Genomic DNA, 14,350 nt, shown 5'->3' with positions numbered 1-14,350 from the left:
CAGCATGGCAGACCCGCATCCGATCTCTATTCCGGCCGGTTACGCCCCGGCCTTTGCCCTCGGCTATTCCGATGCCGAAGGTGACCTGACGCTGGTGAAACGCGATGCGCCGCTGCCCGTGCACCTACGCTTCGAAGCCGACGGCGCGCCTGCGCTGACAGGGGAGACCTCGGCCACCATGCTCGCGGGGCCATTCTCCCCGCAGCCCGGCCTGCCGGTGATGTTGACGCTGTCCGGCAGCTGGCAGGGGCGCGTGCAGCTCCAGCGAAGCATGGATGATGGCGCAACGGTGCACGGCGTGACCGTGGCGGGCCAGCCTTGGGGCGAGTTTTCGGCCAATGCCTGCGAGCCTGTCTGGACCGAGAGCGAGGCGGGCGCGCAGCTCTTCCTCGCGGTCACGATCGACAGCGGGACGCTGGCATACCGGATCGCGCAATGATCGGGCCCGATTTTACCGCACGCGGCCTCGCTGTGCAGGCCGCCGCTCCCGCCATGCTCGCCCGCCTTGCGGATATCGCGACAGCCGCGCTGCCGGCTGGTGTGGCCCTCGTGCAGACCGCAGGGCACCACGCGCCCGGGCTTGGAGGCGGGCAGTATGTCGCGGATGCGCTGGCCGATGAGGCGCTGCTCCTCGCCCATCCGCGCTTCTGCATGCGCACCCGCAGCGGCACGATCCTGCGCCTCGCACCGGTAAATGGTGCGATTTGCGTGGAGCAGGGCGGTGCAAGGGGTGACGCAGCACGGGGCGACGGCGTGGACGACCGCGAGGCCGTGCAGGCGGCGCTCGATTACGCAGCGGCGACCGGCATCGGCACGGTGCAATTCCACCAGCGCCGCTATTCCATCTGGACCCCGCGCCGCCTCACGCCGATGGACTCCGGCGATCCGCGCGATGGCAAGGCGCTGGTGGCCAGCGCCACCGTCTCGCTCGTCTCCACCATCGGTGACACGACACTGTCCTTCCGCGCACATGACGGCGGATCGCTGGAAACCGGCTGGGAGCTGGTGAAGGCCTCCGCCAGCGACCCTGCACCCACACGCGTCTGGCGCGGCGGCGGCCTGTTCATCCAGGGGGACACCGCGCGGCGGGACCCGCTCTCCATAGAGACCCTGCTGATCGACCACGTCCATCTTGCCGGCGGCCGGGCGCGAACGGGCAATTACGGCTTCCCCGCCGATCCGCAGACCGGCGACGGATGGGACGTGACCGACAAGGGCCTGTGGCTGCAGGATGTGTTCGTCGGGCGGCTGGAGCTGCGCGGCGTCGAAATCTCCGGCTTCAAGGGCGAACTGTTCTACATTGGCGGCGAGGGTCCGGAGGACATTGTCCTGCGCGACTGCCATTTCCACCATACGAATGCCGATGCAATGAACCCGGGCGGGATCGGCGGGGTGGACGCCCGCCACTGCCGCTTCGGCGATGCCTACCAGGCAATCGAAGGCATCGGCGGCAAGCGCTCCGTCTTCGGCGGCTGCGAATTCTACGACAGTGTCACCAGCTCGCTGTGGGGCGGACCGGTACCCGGCTTCCAGCACAGCTACACCTTTGCCACACGCGATGCTGCGCGGCACGCACCCTTCGTGCAGCTGGACGATTGCACCTTCGACGGCGTGGACACATTCTACCTCGGCTGCTGGGTGCGCGGGCGCATCACGGCCATCGACACGCAGCTGATCCTGCCCGCGCTGGGCCAGAACATGCGCACCGATATCGACCTCGACATCACCGGCTGGGCCGACCGCGTGGGTGGCCATGCGCTCGTGACGCTGACCGGGGCGAACGAACTGGCCGAGCTGCCGGGGACGAACGGTTTCGTCGCCCGCGCGGCGGAAAACGTTTCGGTCCGCGTGGCCAGCGCCAAGTCCACGCAGGCCGCCGCCGATGCCGGGCGCGCCTTTGGCAGCATCTTCCGCTTCAAGGGCTTCTACGATCTTGGCAGCGTGACCCTGTCCTGCGGCGATGCGCGCGCGGCCAGCTACGTCTCGCCATATGGCAGCATGCAGATGCAGCCGCTGTGCCTGCCCCCGGCGCGCTGGATCGAAACCAATGCCAGGCTGGGCGGAGGCCGCGTCAGCGACATCACGCCCGATCCGACCAGCGCGGCCGCCCATGTCGATATCGACCCCATCGGCACAGCGCACTGCGTGAACATCCATGCCGCCGGAACAGTCACACTGGGCATCGCTTCGGCAACGCAATTTGCGGACCGGCAACGGCTGCGCATCTATCGCGGGAATGGCAATGCTGGGCGCACGCTGCGGCTGGAGCCGGGCGCCGCAGGGCTGGCGCTGGCTGCGCCGGTCGAGCTCCACGCTTATGGCGATTTCGCGGAACTGGAGTACCGGCAGGCAGACGGGCTGTGGCGCCTGGCGCATGTGGTGGCCGCCCCGGCCTGATCCAGCGCGCCGCGGCGATGCGAGCCTTGCCCTAGGCGGGGCATATGCGCATGGCTTTCAGGCATGAGCCGCCGCCCCATCCGCAAGATCGCCATACTGGCCTCGCAATTTGCGGCCTATCATGTGGACCGCTGCGCAGCCGTGGCGCAGCGCCTTGCTCCGGGCGTAGAGACGGTGGCCGTCGAACTCGCCGCAGGCAGCGACGAATATCGCTGGGAGAAATCCGGAGAGGTTGCAGGCGCACAGAAGCGCACGCTGTTTTCCGGCCGGCTTGAAGACATCGGCTGGTACTGGCGCTTTGCCGCCCTGCGCGATGCAGTGGAGGATTGCGACTGCGTGCTGATGGGCATCAGCTACGACCGGCCCGAGGCCATCGCCCTGTCTTGGCTGCTGAAGTCGCAGGGCCGCCCGGCCATCCTGTTCACCGAAAGCAAGGCCGACGACATGCCCCGCAGTGCGGTCCGCGAGCTGGCAAAGCGCGCTGTCCTCTCCGCTTATGCCGGGGCCATCGTCGGCGCGCGCAGGCAGGCCGATTACATGCGCAGCCTGGGCTTTGCAGGCAGGCCCGTCACGCCGGGATACGACACGGTGGGCACGTCGCGCGTGCGCGCCGCCGCTGGTCTGGGCAAGGAAGCGCAGCCGGTCCCGGCAGCGGATGCGCCTTTCCTCTTCGTTGGCCGCTATGTCGACAAGAAGGGGCTCGACACGCTGCTGTCCGCTTATGCGCAGTACCGGGTCTCGGCACCTGCCCCGCGGCCACTATTGCTGGCAGGCGACGGAGAATTACGCGGCGTCCTGGAACGACAGGCGAGCGAACTCGGCATTGCCGGACATGTCAGCTTCACCGGCTTCCTCTCGGCGCCGGACGTCGCGCGGCAGCTGGCCTCGGCCTTTGCATTCGTCCTTCCCAGCAGAGTGGAGCAATGGGGTCTCGTGGTGAACGAGGCGCTGGCCTGCGACCTTCCGATCATCGCCAGCCATAATGTCGGGTCATGCGATGCGCTGGTTCGGCAGGGGAAGAACGGTTTCACCGTGCCGGCAGATGACGTGCAGGCACTCGCGGATGCACTGGCAGCGATGGACCGCGCCGACTGGGCGGCCATGTCCGCCGTCTCGCGCAGCCGCGCCCCGCTGGGCGACGTGGAGCGGCTGGCAGACGCCGTCTTCATCATGCTCGGCAATGCCCCGCGCGAGGTCAGGGACCGGCATCGCAACTTCGCCCTGCGCGCCGGTTTCAACGCCGAGGGTGCGGACCGCGCGCTGGAAAGCCTGGACATTGCAGGCTAGCGTCTGCCCGATCGCGGCGATGGGCAGGCGCAAGGCACGCAATGTATGATTTCATCCTCTGGCTGAACCTGCTGGTGTGGCTGGGATTCTGCGCGCTTTTTGCCAGCCGTCCCAACGCCTCTCTGTTCCATCCCGGCGCCTTCTATCTGGCCTTCCACGGCTTCGTTTTCACCATCCGCCCGATCATCGCGTGGTACCGCGGTTACGACCGGCTTTACGAGATTTTCGGCTTCACCCCCTCGATCGAGGTGAAGACCACTGTCATCGCCGCCAGCATGCTGGGGAAGATCGCGTTCATGACAGCGACCATGGCCTCCGCCCGCTCGCCCATGGCGTTCAAGTCCGGGCCCGAACACGCGGTGCAGGAACGGCTGCTGGACAAGCCCTTCCTCCTCGCGGTTGCCATCCTCGGGCCAATCGGCCTCTATTCGGTCTATTACTTCTCCACCGAGGTGCTGGGATCGCCTGGCTGGGGCATGGCGCGCGATGCCGCCAGCGGGATTGCCTATAACACCAGGCACAATGGCTATGTGCTTTCCGCGCAGTTCCTGCTCGTCCCGCTATGCGCCGTCTTCGCATGGCGGATGCGCTTCGTCTGGTGGTCGCTGATTCCGTCAGTCCTGTTCATCGTCCAGCGCGCCGGCAGCGGCATCCGCGGGCCCTTCATCGCGCTGTGCATCGCGCTCCTGCTACTCTGGCTGTGGCAGAACCGCAGGCGCTGGCCCTCGGCCGTGACGCTTCCGGCTGCCGCCATCGTGCTCGTGCTGTTCGTGCAGGTGGGGGAGTATCGCGGCACGCTGGTGCGATCGATCCTGGAGCCTGACCGGATCGAGCTGACCGGCAGCGGGTACGACATGCGCATGCTGGAAGGCATGCACACGGCAAATATGGAATTCTTCGAATATCTGGTGCTGACCGTGCCGGAGAAATCCGGGACCTACGGATACTTCGTGGAGAACCTGCAGGTCTTCACTGAGCCCGTGCCGCGCGTGTTGTGGAAGGACAAGCCGAAGGGCGCGCCGATCCCGATGTTTGACTGGGGGAAGCTGGGCCGTCCGGTGGGGATGACCTCATCGCTGCCCGGCGAAGGCTGGACGCAGCTTGGCTGGCTGGGAGTCATCATCTGGTGCGGCCTCGCGGGGCTGGTGATGGGCCGGGCTTACGAATGGTTCGTGCGCAGCCGGCAAAGCGTGTTCGCGGTGCTGGCCTACATCATGTTCCTGCCGCAATGCGTGCTGTTCTTCCGCGACGGGCTGCTGCTGAGCCCCCTGCGCGACGGCATATTCTACCTCTTTCCCATCGGCCTTATGTGGGTTCTGTACCGGGCGATGGACTTCCCGCCCCTGCGCCATCTTGCGCGGTTAGTGAATGGCGATCTCGCCGCGCCGTCCGCAGCCAGTGCCATTCCCAACGAGCTTGCCGGGATGACCCCGTCGCAGCGCAGGCGAAAACTCGCAAGCCGGCTGGATGGGTGACATTACAGGCAAGCGCATCGGCCTGCTGACGGCCAGTGCATCGCGCGCGGGCGGCGGCGTGGCGGAGGCTGTGCTGCGCCATGCGCGGCTGCTGCATTCGCTCGGAGCGCATCCCATTGTGCTCACCCTGCAGGACAGCGAGCTTTCGCAGGATGCGGCGCGCTTTGGCGAAATCCCGCTGATCGCCCATCCCGTGATCGGCCCGAGGCAGGTCGGTTACGCGCCGGGGCTGGCCGCCTCGTTGCGCGCCGCGCGGCTCGATTGCCTGCACCTGCATGGTATCTGGCAATATCCGTCACGCGCCGCCGGAAGCTGGGCAAAGGAAAGCGGCAGGCCGCTGGTCATTTCCCCGCACGGCATGCTGGCCCCGTGGATCCGGGGGCGCAGCCGGGTGCGCAAGGCCTTGGCGCAGATCGGTTACGAGCGGCGCAGCTGGCAAAGCGCCGCCGCCTTCCACGCGCTGACGCAGCAGGAAGCAGCCGAGATCGAGGATGCCACCGGGCGCCCCGCAAAAATCGTGATCGCCAACGCTGCCCCGCCTGCGCAGCCATCCGGCGGCGACGTGCCGCCACCCACACTGCTTTATCTTGGCCGAATTCACCCAAAGAAAAACGTGCTGGGAATGGTGGAAGCCTGGCGCCGCGCCGAGCGCCCGAAGGGTGCACGGCTGGTGATCGCCGGGTGGGGCGCAGATGTGGATGTGGACGCTTTGCGCTCCGCCATCGCGGACTGCCCTTCTGCCGAATTCATCGAGGCCGTCCACGGGGCGGAGAAGGCAGCTGCGATTGCCGGCGCACGCTTCCTCGTGTTGCCCAGCCTGAGTGAAGGCCTGCCAATGACCGCGCTGGAGGCATGGGCGCATGGCAGGCCCATGCTGATGACGCCGGAATGCAATCTTCCCGAAGGCTTCGCATCGGGCGCGGCAATGCCCTGTCCCGCCAATCCGGACGGCCTGTCACGATCGCTGGGCGCGGCGCTGGCGCTGGGCGAAGCGGAATGGCGGCGCATGTCCGCCGCCGCGACCGGCCTTGCTACCGGGCCTTTTTCTGCCGAGACTATCGCGCGCCAGTGGCAGGCGGCCTATGCCGGTTTGATGGAGACAAGCGCGTGAGTGATGGCAAGGCCCGGTTCCGCCCCGCGGCGCGCGGCGCAGAGTTTACGCTCGGCAACCGTATAGCGCGCGCGGTTTTTCAGCTGGCCTGGCTTGGCCTGGCGCGTTTCACACCGCCCTTCCTGCATTCCTGGCGGCGACTGGTGCTGCGGACATTCGGTGCCAAGATCGGGGCCGGCACACGCGTCTATGCCAGCGTGCGCATCTGGCTGCCGGGCAATCTTGCCATCGGTTCCGGCTGCATCATCGGCCCGCGCGTACGGCTCTACAACCAGGGGCGCATCACGATCGGCGATGATTGCGTGGTGAGCCAGGATGCCAGCCTGTGCGCCAGTACGCACTCGCCGCATGATCCGGCATTCGCGCTGCAGCTTTCCCCCATCACGATCGCCGACCAGTGCTGGATCGCGGCAGAGGCCTTTGTCGGACCCGGCGTCTCCATGGGGGAGGGAGCAGTGCTGGGCGCACGCGGCGCGCTGTTCGAGGATGCGGAACCGGTGACCATCTATCGCGGCAATCCGGCAGCACCCATCGGGCCGCGGAAACTGGAGCGTCGTTGAGCGCTATTCCCGCTCGAGGATAATCCCGGCGAGGTCGGCCTCTCCAGCCCCCGGCTCCAGCCACAGGCCCAGCGCTGGCGATGGGCAGTCATTTACAGAGAATGCCAGCCCCCTTGCCGGGGCGCGCGCGGCTGGCTGGCCGTCGCAGTCGAGCGAGATGCGCCAGCGCCCGCTGTCCGCGCCCTTCAGTACCGCGCGGTACTCGCCCTCCTCCAGCATGACCGGCTGCCATGCAACGAGGCGCGGCGCGGAGGCCCGGTTGCGCACGCGCAGCGCACCGTCCGCGCGGCCAATGCTGACATCCCCGCTCGGTGCCTTGCGCCAGCCAAAGGGCGAAGCCTCACCCTGCCCGAATTGCCGGAAATCCGAATCGACAAGGCCCTCGCCGGAAGCTGCTTCCCCGCAGGATACGCCTGCAAGGGACCGCGCCTGCGACTGGTATCCAAGGTCCGCCAGTTTCATCACGAGCGGCGCCGTTTTGGTGCACCTGTCTGTCAGAGCAATCCCGTCGGCCGACAGCATTCCGGCGCGGCGCAGCAGGCCATCGGCATCGGCCGAATTGCCCGGCATAAGGTAAGCCTCCGTCCACGGAGCAGCGTCGGCCACCAGCGGCGCGAAGGCCGCGCGCCCCTCGGCAGTCGCTTCGAAGGGCGCGAGCAGGGCAAAGTCGCTGCGCAGCGGCGCGCGGGCCCGCAGCAGCGCATCGGCGCGAAGCGCCGCGCTGGCCCAGTCCCCGGCGCCAAGGGCGGCTTGCAACCAATAGGCCTGCGTCGCAGGCTCGCGCCATCCGAATGCCGCCGAGGCCCGGAAGGCCGCCTCCGCCCCGTCCGCATCCCCGGCCTGCAAGCGCGCCTGCCCCAGCAGGCCGAGCATGCGCGGATCGGCGGGACTGCTGGCAATGGCTTTCGCGGCAAGGGCCTCGGCCCTCGCGTAATCGTCCGCCAGCGCCGCCATCCGCCCGCGCGCCAGCATGGCCTCGCTGGCGATTATATCCGGGACATGGCCCGCCATCGTGGGGTGATCCGCCGAAATCCGGTCCAGCGCGCTGCCCAGCGTCGGCACGGCCAGCAGGACTGCACCAATGGCCGGGAGCCAGCGATGCCGGCCGCCAGCCATCTCAGGCCGTTTCCGTTTCCGGATCGTAGCGATAGTAATCATAGCCGTAATAGGCCGAATAGCTGTTTCCGGCCTTTGCCGGGTCGAACTTGGTCAGCACCGCGCCAAGGATATTGGGCCGCGTATCGCGCAGGCGGCGCAGCGCCGCCTTCAGCTGCCCACCGCGTGCGCGGTCTGCCTCGATGACCACCAGCACACCATCGGCCAGCGCCGCCAGTTCGGGCGAATCGGCAAGGCCGAGGATGGGGGCGCTGTCCACGATCACCAGGTCGTATTCCGCATCGCCCTGCTCCAGCATGGCGGCCATGCGCGGGCTGGAAAGCAGCTCCGTCGGGCTTGGCGGGATCGGGCCGGATGGCAGTAGGAAGAGGTTCTCCTGCTTGTCCTGAACCACCGTTTCGGACAGCGCAGTCTCGCCCACCAGCACGCTGGAAAGCCCCGCTTCATTGGCGATCCCGGCCCGCTTGTGCAGCGATGGGCGCCTGAGATCGGCATCGACCAGCAGGACCTTGCGGCCCAGCCGCGCAAAGCCCTTTGCAATCGCGAGGCTGCTGGTCGATTTGCCCTCCAGCGGCTGCGCGCTGGTCACCAGCAATACGCCCGGCAGCCCATCGCGAGTGGAATAGAGCAGCGCGGTGCGCAGCGCGTTATAGGCTTCGGCGACCGGGCTTTTCGCATTTTCGAGCGCGGCGACGGGATCGTCCGCCTCAGCCCGTGGGATCACGCCGACCAGGCCCATGCCGACCTTGCTTTCAAGGTCTTCCGGCACGCGGATCCGGTCGTCCAGCTGGTCGCGCAGGAACACTATCGTGCCAGCCAGACCGATGCCGACCAGCAGGCCCAGCAGCAAGTTGATCGTCAGGTTCGGCGAGGAAGGCCCGCCCGGCGGCTGGGCCAGGTCGACCACCGCGATGTTGCTGGCCGTGATGCCGGCCGCCGCGTTCAGCTCGCGGTAGCGTTGCAGCAGCCCGTCGTACAATTGCCGGTTGGTGTCCGCCTCGCGCGCAAGCACATTGTAGCGCACCGAGCGGTCCTGCTCCGCCAGCGTGCGCCCTTCCAGGCTGCGCACCTGGCCCTGCAACTGGCGTTCGGTCGCCACGGCGGCGCGGTATTGCGCCTGCACCGCGCCGCGAGCCTCTCGCGCGGCCTGTGCGACCTGCGCATCCAGCCCTGCCGCCTCGGCTTCCAGCCGCTGGAGCGTGGGGTGGCCGGGCAGGTAGCGACCGCGCGCAGCCTGCAACTCGGATTGCACCGCACCGCGGCGCGCGGCGAGCTGCTGCACGACCTCGCTGTTCTGTACGGCGGGCGAAGCCATCAGCGGGGCGCTGCGCTCAGCATTCCAGCGCGCCTCTGCCGCCACGCGGGCAGCCTGCGCATCATTGGCCGCGCGATTGGCCTGCACCAGGCTGGAGGCGGTGATGCTGCCGGCATAATCCGAATCCACGCCCTGCGTCCGGTCCGGGTTTCGGGCGCGGATCAGGCCGGCATCGCGGGCATAGCTGTTCAGCTCGCGCTCCGATTCCTCCAGCGCCTGGCGCGCCTCGTCCAGCTGCTCCGCCACGAACTGGCGGGCATAGGCGCTGGAATCATATTTGCGCTGCAGGTTGGCCTGGATGAATTCCTGCGCATAGGCGTTGGTCACCCGGGCCGACATTTCACGGTCATTGCTGGTGAAGAAGATCTGCGCGATGCGCGTCTCGCGCGGCAGGTCGACCGAGAAGCCCGACATCAGCATGCCGATCACGGCCTGCTTGCGCGCGCCGTCCGGCAGGTCCGCCGTGCCGGGTGCACCCATGGCCAGGAAGAAGGCGGGATCGCTCGCCAGGTCCAGCCGGTCAGCCACCCGCTCCGCCAGCGCGCGGCTGCGCAGGATTTCCAGTTGCGTGTTGAGATAGCGGTCGACTTCCCATTCCACGCTGTTGTTCCCGTCGCTGTCCAGCTCTTCGCCCAGGACCTCGTCGGCCCGCTCGTTGATCTCGACCGTGGCGCGTGCGGTATATTGCGGCGTCTGCAGCATGGTCAGCACCAGCGCCAGCAACATGGTGGCACCGATGATGGTCAGGATCAGCCAGATGTTCCGCTTCAGCAGCGACAACAGGTAGCGCAGCGTATCGCCCAGGCCGCCGAAGGCACGGCCATTGCCCAGCCCCAGCGCGGCGCGCCAGTCCTGCGGACCGGAGGAGAATTCGGGGCGCGCGTCGTTCATCGCTCAGAACCGTCCGAAAATGCCGAGGATGGGCACGGCGCGCAGGAAATCCTGGTAGCGGCCGCGCGCGGCGGAGAAGCCCACCACGATCACATCGCCGGGAAGAAGAGCAGGATCAGGCATGCGGCCCGAACGGATTTCATTGATGTCGAAGCGGCCGCCGAATCGCTCTCCGTTCACGGTGCGGAAGATCAGCACCTCGTCCAGCTTCGCCGTATCCGTCGGGCTGCCGGATAGCGCCATGGCGGTCAGCAGCGTTTGCCCCGGCTGGATGGCGTAGACGCCGGGGCGTTCGACCTCGCCCTCCACTGAAACGGTGCGGGCGACGGCGGCGCGCAGCACCACGGTGACATAGGGATCGCGCAGGAAGCGTGCGCCATAGGCCCGCTCCACGTCCTTCGCGAGAACCTGCGTGGTGCGCCCTGCGGCCTGGATGCTGCCAACCAGCGGCAGGGTGATGGACCCGGTCTCGTCGATAGCGACATCTTCAACCGAAAGGTCCGCCTCCTGGAACACGCGCACATCGACCCGGTCCCCGACCTGCAGCGCATAGACGACCGGCCCGGCATCGGGCACCGCAACCGCCGCATAGGCGGCATCGCCAGCAGGCAGGGTGGATTCGAGCGATTGCTGGCAGGCGCACAGCAGCAGCGCGCAGGCGAGCGCGGCCATGCGCTTCAAAGGTGCAAAGGAAGTGGGCAACCCGTTCATGTCCCGTCCCGCTTAGACGCCTTTTCCGGCGGAATCCTGCCGGTATTGCCGCTTAGTCCCACGGCCAGCCCAGCGAGGCAAGCCAGCGAAAGGGCGCGCAGGGGATAATCTACGACGGAATGCAGGGCGATGATGCCGAAGGCCGCGAGCGTGAAGGCCGGCAGGGCGGACGCGATGCGATCGTCGCTCATCGCTCGCCAGATGATCCGCGCCACCAGCGCGAGGCCGATGGCGATGGCAAGTAGGCCGGGAAGGCCCGCCTCCAGCGCTATCTCGAGATATTCGTTATGCGCGCGGTTGGGCCAGCTCTCGTCCACGGCGGAAAGGCGTTCGGACGCCTGGATGACCACGGGGAAGCTGCCAAGGCCCGATCCCATGGGCCAGAACTGGCTGACCGCGTGCCAGCTGTCCTGCCACAGGTCCGCGCGCGCATCGCCAGTTGCATCGAAACGCGCGGCGACCGGAGCGAAGCGGCCCGGCGCAAATACCAGCATTGCTGCCGCTCCGGCGGCTATCGCCCCCACTGCAACCAAAAGCGCGCGCAGGCGGTGCCGCCAGCGCAGCAGCGCAAAGACCAGTGCGCCTGCCACCAACAGGGCGATCCCCGTACGCGACCCGGTCAGCAGGATTGCCAGCGCAAGAATGGCCGCCGGAATTGCAATGCGCGCGGCGGAGGCCTCGCGTCTCCACGACCATGCAGCCAGGGCCGCCAGCGCCAGCAGGAAGAGGTCCGCCGCCGCATTCCGGTTGGCGTTGAGGCCGGACACCCATTGCCTGTGCCCGCCGCCATAGGGCGACCATTCGCCCAGCCACACCGCCAGGGCAAACAGCGCGGCGCCAACCCCCAGCGCTGCGATCACGCCAAGCATGGCCAGGCGTTCGCGTATGCCAAGCATGGAGGCGAGCAGCATGGCGATTACCGGCGGGAGCAGTGCAAGGAGATAGGCAAGCGTGCGCGCCGGCGTAAGGCTCATCGGCATCCACTGGCCCGCCTGCCCCGCCGCAGCAAGCGACGCGGCAGCGGGCGCGCGCCCTGGCAGAGCTTCCCACAGGGACGGTGGCAGTGGAACCAGCTGGAGCAGGGGAGGTGCGGCAAGCACAGCGGCAAGCCAGTAGAGGGCCGGGTCTGCGGGCGAGCCGCGTTCACCGCTTGCAAGGAAAGGCCATGAAGCCAGCAGCACCAGTGCAGCAACCTGCACGGCGAGTTCGGGCAGGGGCACCGGCGTGCCGCCGCCGCCAAGCACGACTGCTATTGCTACAAAAGCCGACAGCGCGAAGAACCGCGCCGAATATCGCTGGGGTGAGTAAGCCGCATCCGCCATCCGCTACACGCCTCGCGCGCGGCGGCGCTCAGGTCAACCCGGGCTGTCGGGCCCGCCAGAGCCGACGCTGCCGCCACCGCCGCCACCAAGGGCGACCAGGCCGAGGCCAAGCAGAAGCGGGCCGATGAGATAGGGCAGGAAGCCCACCGAAGGCGGCGGGATGATGGCCGCAGCGCCTTCTTCCACCCGGATCACTTCGCGGATGTAAGGATTGCTGGCGCCGGTTTGCGGGATCGCATCGGCAGAACGCGTGTCCGCAACCTGCGCCAGGGCAGGCTGCGCCATGGCCAGAAGGGCCACCGACAGGCTGGACAGGACAATCCCGGTCCGTTTCATGGTTCGCGTCCTCATGCTTTTCGGCATTACGTGCCGCGTCTTAGCATATCGCAAACCCGCGCAATAGGCCTGCAATGCGGGGCCATATCGCGTTTTCGCAACGCCCGGCCCCGCACAACAAGGTTAATCAGCCGTCTCGCGCAGGAAGATCTCCTCGATCGCCATCCCGAACAGGTCCGCAATGCGGAAGGCCAGCGGCAGGCTGGGATCGTATTTCCCGGTCTCGATGGCGTTCACGGACTGGCGGCTGACCTCCAGCCGTTCGGCCAGGTCCTGCTGGCTCCAGTCGCGCTCTGCGCGCAGGACTTTCAGGCGGTTCTTCACGCGTTGTCCCCGCGCCGGTCGGACAGGGCCATCCAGCCCTGCGACAGGCCCATGCCCATGGCCCAGACCGGGAAGACCCACCAGGCCCAGATGTGCGGGACCACGCCGAACGTCTCCAGGAAACCCCAGAACGTGCCGAGGCCGAGCACCAGTGCCAGGCCTGTAAGGCTGGCCATGGTGGCGCGGTGGCGCAGGAACTCGTCCTCCTCCTCCACGATATAGCGGGCCATCGTCCAGATCATGCCAAACACCGGGATGATGGGCAGCAGCGCGATCAGCACCGTCTCCCCCGTGCCCAGATCGATGCGATCATTGATCGTGATCGCCAGCCCCAGGCCAAGGACATAGCCGGCAGACGCGGCCATAAACCGCTTGTTATAGCGGGTGATCGCCGGACTGATGAAACCCTGCCGCCGCTGCTCAGCGGACGCAGCGCGCACCATGGGCACCAGCAGCGACATCGAGAGTGCCATGAGGATGAAACCGGTCGTGCCATTGATGGCATCGGTAATGCGCAGGAATGCGATCAGCGCGAAGCTGGCGAAGAAGGATACGCACCACGTCAGCGGGCGCTGGAAGAGGGACGGGCGCGAGCCGCCCTGCGTGTCAGGCGATGCAGGCATCGAAAATTCCTTTGTCGGATGGGTAGGCCAGGTCAGCGGATTTCGCCGAAGGTCCCGTATTTCACCTTGTTGAAGACAGCGCCGACGGCGATGCCGCCGCACCACAGCGTGGGCCACCAGAAGGCTCGGATGTGCTCCACCGGCATGTAGGTTTCCAGGAAGCCCCAGACCGCCGCCGCCGTCAGCGCGATCGTCGTGGCGATCAGGCCCTGCCGCACGTAAAGCAGGCGGAAGAACTCGTCCTGCTCCTCCACGATCAGCGCCCCGAAGGCCCAGATCACGGCAGCAAAGGACAGGCCCGGAATGGAGGCGAGGATATAGGCCGGCGCGCCGGACAGTCCGCCATCCTCGATGAAAGTCTCGGCCGCGAACAGGCTGGCGATGTAAATGACCATCGCAGCGGCAATCCGCACGAGGTAGCGCTTCGTCGCCGCGGTCGGCCTGCGCTGGCAATTGGCTGGTTCAGACATTTCCTGTCTCCTTGGATGCGGCAGTGTGCGCCGCGAGGGATGTGAACATCGGCAGGACCGAAGCCTCGCCGGAAGAACGGGTGGCCGGACCCGAAGGCGCGTCCGGGGCTGCGGCCATGACCATGGCGGCCAGCAGCAGCAGCGCGGCCGCCGCTATCGCTGCCGCCAGCCATTCGCGCCGCCAAGTCATGCTGCGCACCGGCCCGATTGCAGGCGGCAGACCTGCTGGCGCGCCATGGCGAAGGCGATGGTTGGCGTGATGATGAAAGCTGTGACTGCCGCCTTTTCCGAAATGATTCCGAGCGCGCTGAGCGCGGCGATGCAGAGGATGATTGCAGCGACAATGGCCGATGGCTTGTCGAATTCCATGTCAAACTCCCTTGAAACGATGTCAAGGTAACTAGACACGTGA

General features: G+C 67.3%; 16 protein-coding genes. 6 read left to right on the top strand and 10 right to left on the bottom strand.

Features of this window, described 5'->3' with window-relative positions; all coding sequences use genetic code 11:
• The first annotated feature begins 4 nt into the window (after positions 1 to 4).
• The 6 genes from A6F65_RS02905 (at position 5) to A6F65_RS02880 (ending at position 6,830) form a co-directional block, all read left to right on the top strand.
• Entirely contained in the window at positions 5 to 439 is a 435-nt protein-coding gene (locus A6F65_RS02905; protein ID WP_067785796.1) for a hypothetical protein, read from the top strand.
• Positions 436 to 2,397, top strand: a complete 1,962-nt coding sequence (locus A6F65_RS02900; RefSeq protein ID WP_067785792.1) for a hypothetical protein — start codon at positions 436 to 438, stop codon at positions 2,395 to 2,397. The genes A6F65_RS02905 and A6F65_RS02900 overlap by 4 nt, the downstream gene beginning before the upstream one ends.
• Before the next feature lie 63 nt (positions 2,398 to 2,460).
• Positions 2,461 to 3,684: a glycosyltransferase gene (locus tag A6F65_RS02895; RefSeq protein WP_067785790.1), complete on the top strand. Its 1,224-nt coding sequence runs from the start codon at positions 2,461 to 2,463 to the stop codon at positions 3,682 to 3,684.
• A 41-nt stretch (positions 3,685 to 3,725) separates the two neighbouring features.
• Entirely contained in the window at positions 3,726 to 5,159 is a 1,434-nt protein-coding gene (locus tag A6F65_RS02890) for a hypothetical protein (protein WP_067785787.1), read from the top strand.
• On the top strand, positions 5,152 to 6,270 hold the full coding sequence (locus A6F65_RS02885; RefSeq protein ID WP_067785784.1) for a glycosyltransferase: 1,119 nt from the start codon (positions 5,152 to 5,154) through the stop codon (positions 6,268 to 6,270). The genes A6F65_RS02890 and A6F65_RS02885 overlap by 8 nt, the downstream gene beginning before the upstream one ends.
• The gene (locus tag A6F65_RS02880) at positions 6,267 to 6,830 is read left to right on the top strand and encodes an LbetaH domain-containing protein (RefSeq protein ID WP_067785781.1); all 564 of its coding nucleotides are present in this window, start codon (positions 6,267 to 6,269) and stop codon (positions 6,828 to 6,830) included. Before A6F65_RS02885 ends, A6F65_RS02880 begins: the two co-directional genes overlap by 4 nt.
• A gap of 3 nt (positions 6,831 to 6,833) precedes the next feature.
• Here A6F65_RS02880 and A6F65_RS02875 read toward each other — a convergent pair whose 3' ends face one another.
• The 10 genes from A6F65_RS02875 to A6F65_RS02830 all read right to left on the bottom strand — a co-directional run bounded on the left by A6F65_RS02875 (position 6,834) and on the right by A6F65_RS02830 (position 14,307).
• On the bottom strand, positions 6,834 to 7,946 hold the full coding sequence (locus tag A6F65_RS02875; RefSeq protein WP_067785778.1) for a hypothetical protein: 1,113 nt from the start codon (positions 7,944 to 7,946) through the stop codon (positions 6,834 to 6,836).
• 1 nt (position 7,947) lies between these two features.
• Positions 7,948 to 10,152 (bottom strand): GumC family protein, encoded by a 2,205-nt coding sequence (locus A6F65_RS02870; RefSeq protein ID WP_083989171.1) that lies wholly within the window; start codon positions 10,150 to 10,152, stop codon positions 7,948 to 7,950.
• 3 nt (positions 10,153 to 10,155) lie between these two features.
• Positions 10,156 to 10,824, bottom strand: coding sequence for a polysaccharide biosynthesis/export family protein (locus tag A6F65_RS02865; protein ID WP_169816991.1), 669 nt, complete (start codon positions 10,822 to 10,824; stop codon positions 10,156 to 10,158).
• Positions 10,825 to 10,859: 35 nt separating this feature from the next.
• Positions 10,860 to 12,185 (bottom strand): O-antigen ligase family protein, encoded by a 1,326-nt coding sequence (locus A6F65_RS02860; RefSeq protein ID WP_083989170.1) that lies wholly within the window; start codon positions 12,183 to 12,185, stop codon positions 10,860 to 10,862.
• Positions 12,186 to 12,218: 33 nt separating this feature from the next.
• Positions 12,219 to 12,521: a hypothetical protein gene (locus A6F65_RS02855; protein ID WP_067785769.1), complete on the bottom strand. Its 303-nt coding sequence runs from the start codon at positions 12,519 to 12,521 to the stop codon at positions 12,219 to 12,221.
• Between the two features lie 123 nt (positions 12,522 to 12,644).
• The gene (locus A6F65_RS02850) at positions 12,645 to 12,845 is read right to left on the bottom strand and encodes a helix-turn-helix transcriptional regulator (RefSeq protein ID WP_067785766.1); all 201 of its coding nucleotides are present in this window, start codon (positions 12,843 to 12,845) and stop codon (positions 12,645 to 12,647) included.
• Positions 12,842 to 13,468, bottom strand: coding sequence for a hypothetical protein (locus A6F65_RS02845; protein WP_083989169.1), 627 nt, complete (start codon positions 13,466 to 13,468; stop codon positions 12,842 to 12,844). The genes A6F65_RS02850 and A6F65_RS02845 overlap by 4 nt, the downstream gene beginning before the upstream one ends.
• Before the next feature lie 32 nt (positions 13,469 to 13,500).
• Complete coding sequence (locus A6F65_RS02840; RefSeq protein WP_157093027.1) at positions 13,501 to 13,938, bottom strand: hypothetical protein; 438 nt, start codon at positions 13,936 to 13,938, stop codon at positions 13,501 to 13,503.
• Positions 13,931 to 14,137, bottom strand: coding sequence for a hypothetical protein (locus A6F65_RS02835; protein WP_157093026.1), 207 nt, complete (start codon positions 14,135 to 14,137; stop codon positions 13,931 to 13,933). The genes A6F65_RS02840 and A6F65_RS02835 overlap by 8 nt, the downstream gene beginning before the upstream one ends.
• Positions 14,125 to 14,307: a hypothetical protein gene (locus tag A6F65_RS02830; protein ID WP_067785757.1), complete on the bottom strand. Its 183-nt coding sequence runs from the start codon at positions 14,305 to 14,307 to the stop codon at positions 14,125 to 14,127. The genes A6F65_RS02835 and A6F65_RS02830 overlap by 13 nt, the downstream gene beginning before the upstream one ends.
• Positions 14,308 to 14,350 lie beyond the last annotated feature (43 nt).

Origin of the sequence: Paraurantiacibacter namhicola (genome assembly GCF_001687545.1) — a bacterium.
GTDB lineage: Bacteria > Pseudomonadota > Alphaproteobacteria > Sphingomonadales > Sphingomonadaceae > Paraurantiacibacter > Paraurantiacibacter namhicola.
Note: the sequence above shows the minus strand (reverse complement) of the source record. Positions and strands in the feature narration are given on the sequence as shown.

Bases quoted from the DNA above. Each gene is read 5' to 3' on its own strand.
- A6F65_RS02895 (WP_067785790.1), top strand. From the start codon at position 2,461: ATGAGCCGCCGCCCCATCCGCAAGATCGCCATACTGGCCTCGCAATTT.
- A6F65_RS02865 (WP_169816991.1), bottom strand. From the start codon at position 10,824: ATGGCCGCGCTCGCCTGCGCGCTGCTGCTGTGCGCCTGCCAGCAATCG.
- A6F65_RS02905 (WP_067785796.1), top strand. From the start codon at position 5: ATGGCAGACCCGCATCCGATCTCTATTCCGGCCGGTTACGCCCCGGCC.
- A6F65_RS02860 (WP_083989170.1), bottom strand. From the start codon at position 12,185: ATGGCGGATGCGGCTTACTCACCCCAGCGATATTCGGCGCGGTTCTTC.
- A6F65_RS02900 (WP_067785792.1), top strand. From the start codon at position 436: ATGATCGGGCCCGATTTTACCGCACGCGGCCTCGCTGTGCAGGCCGCC.
- A6F65_RS02840 (WP_157093027.1), bottom strand. From the start codon at position 13,938: ATGTCTGAACCAGCCAATTGCCAGCGCAGGCCGACCGCGGCGACGAAG.
- A6F65_RS02855 (WP_067785769.1), bottom strand. From the start codon at position 12,521: ATGAAACGGACCGGGATTGTCCTGTCCAGCCTGTCGGTGGCCCTTCTG.
- A6F65_RS02870 (WP_083989171.1), bottom strand. From the start codon at position 10,152: ATGAACGACGCGCGCCCCGAATTCTCCTCCGGTCCGCAGGACTGGCGC.
- A6F65_RS02890 (WP_067785787.1), top strand. From the start codon at position 3,726: ATGTATGATTTCATCCTCTGGCTGAACCTGCTGGTGTGGCTGGGATTC.
- A6F65_RS02875 (WP_067785778.1), bottom strand. From the start codon at position 7,946: ATGGCTGGCGGCCGGCATCGCTGGCTCCCGGCCATTGGTGCAGTCCTG.
- A6F65_RS02885 (WP_067785784.1), top strand. From the start codon at position 5,152: ATGGGTGACATTACAGGCAAGCGCATCGGCCTGCTGACGGCCAGTGCA.
- A6F65_RS02845 (WP_083989169.1), bottom strand. From the start codon at position 13,468: ATGCCTGCATCGCCTGACACGCAGGGCGGCTCGCGCCCGTCCCTCTTC.
- A6F65_RS02830 (WP_067785757.1), bottom strand. From the start codon at position 14,307: ATGGAATTCGACAAGCCATCGGCCATTGTCGCTGCAATCATCCTCTGC.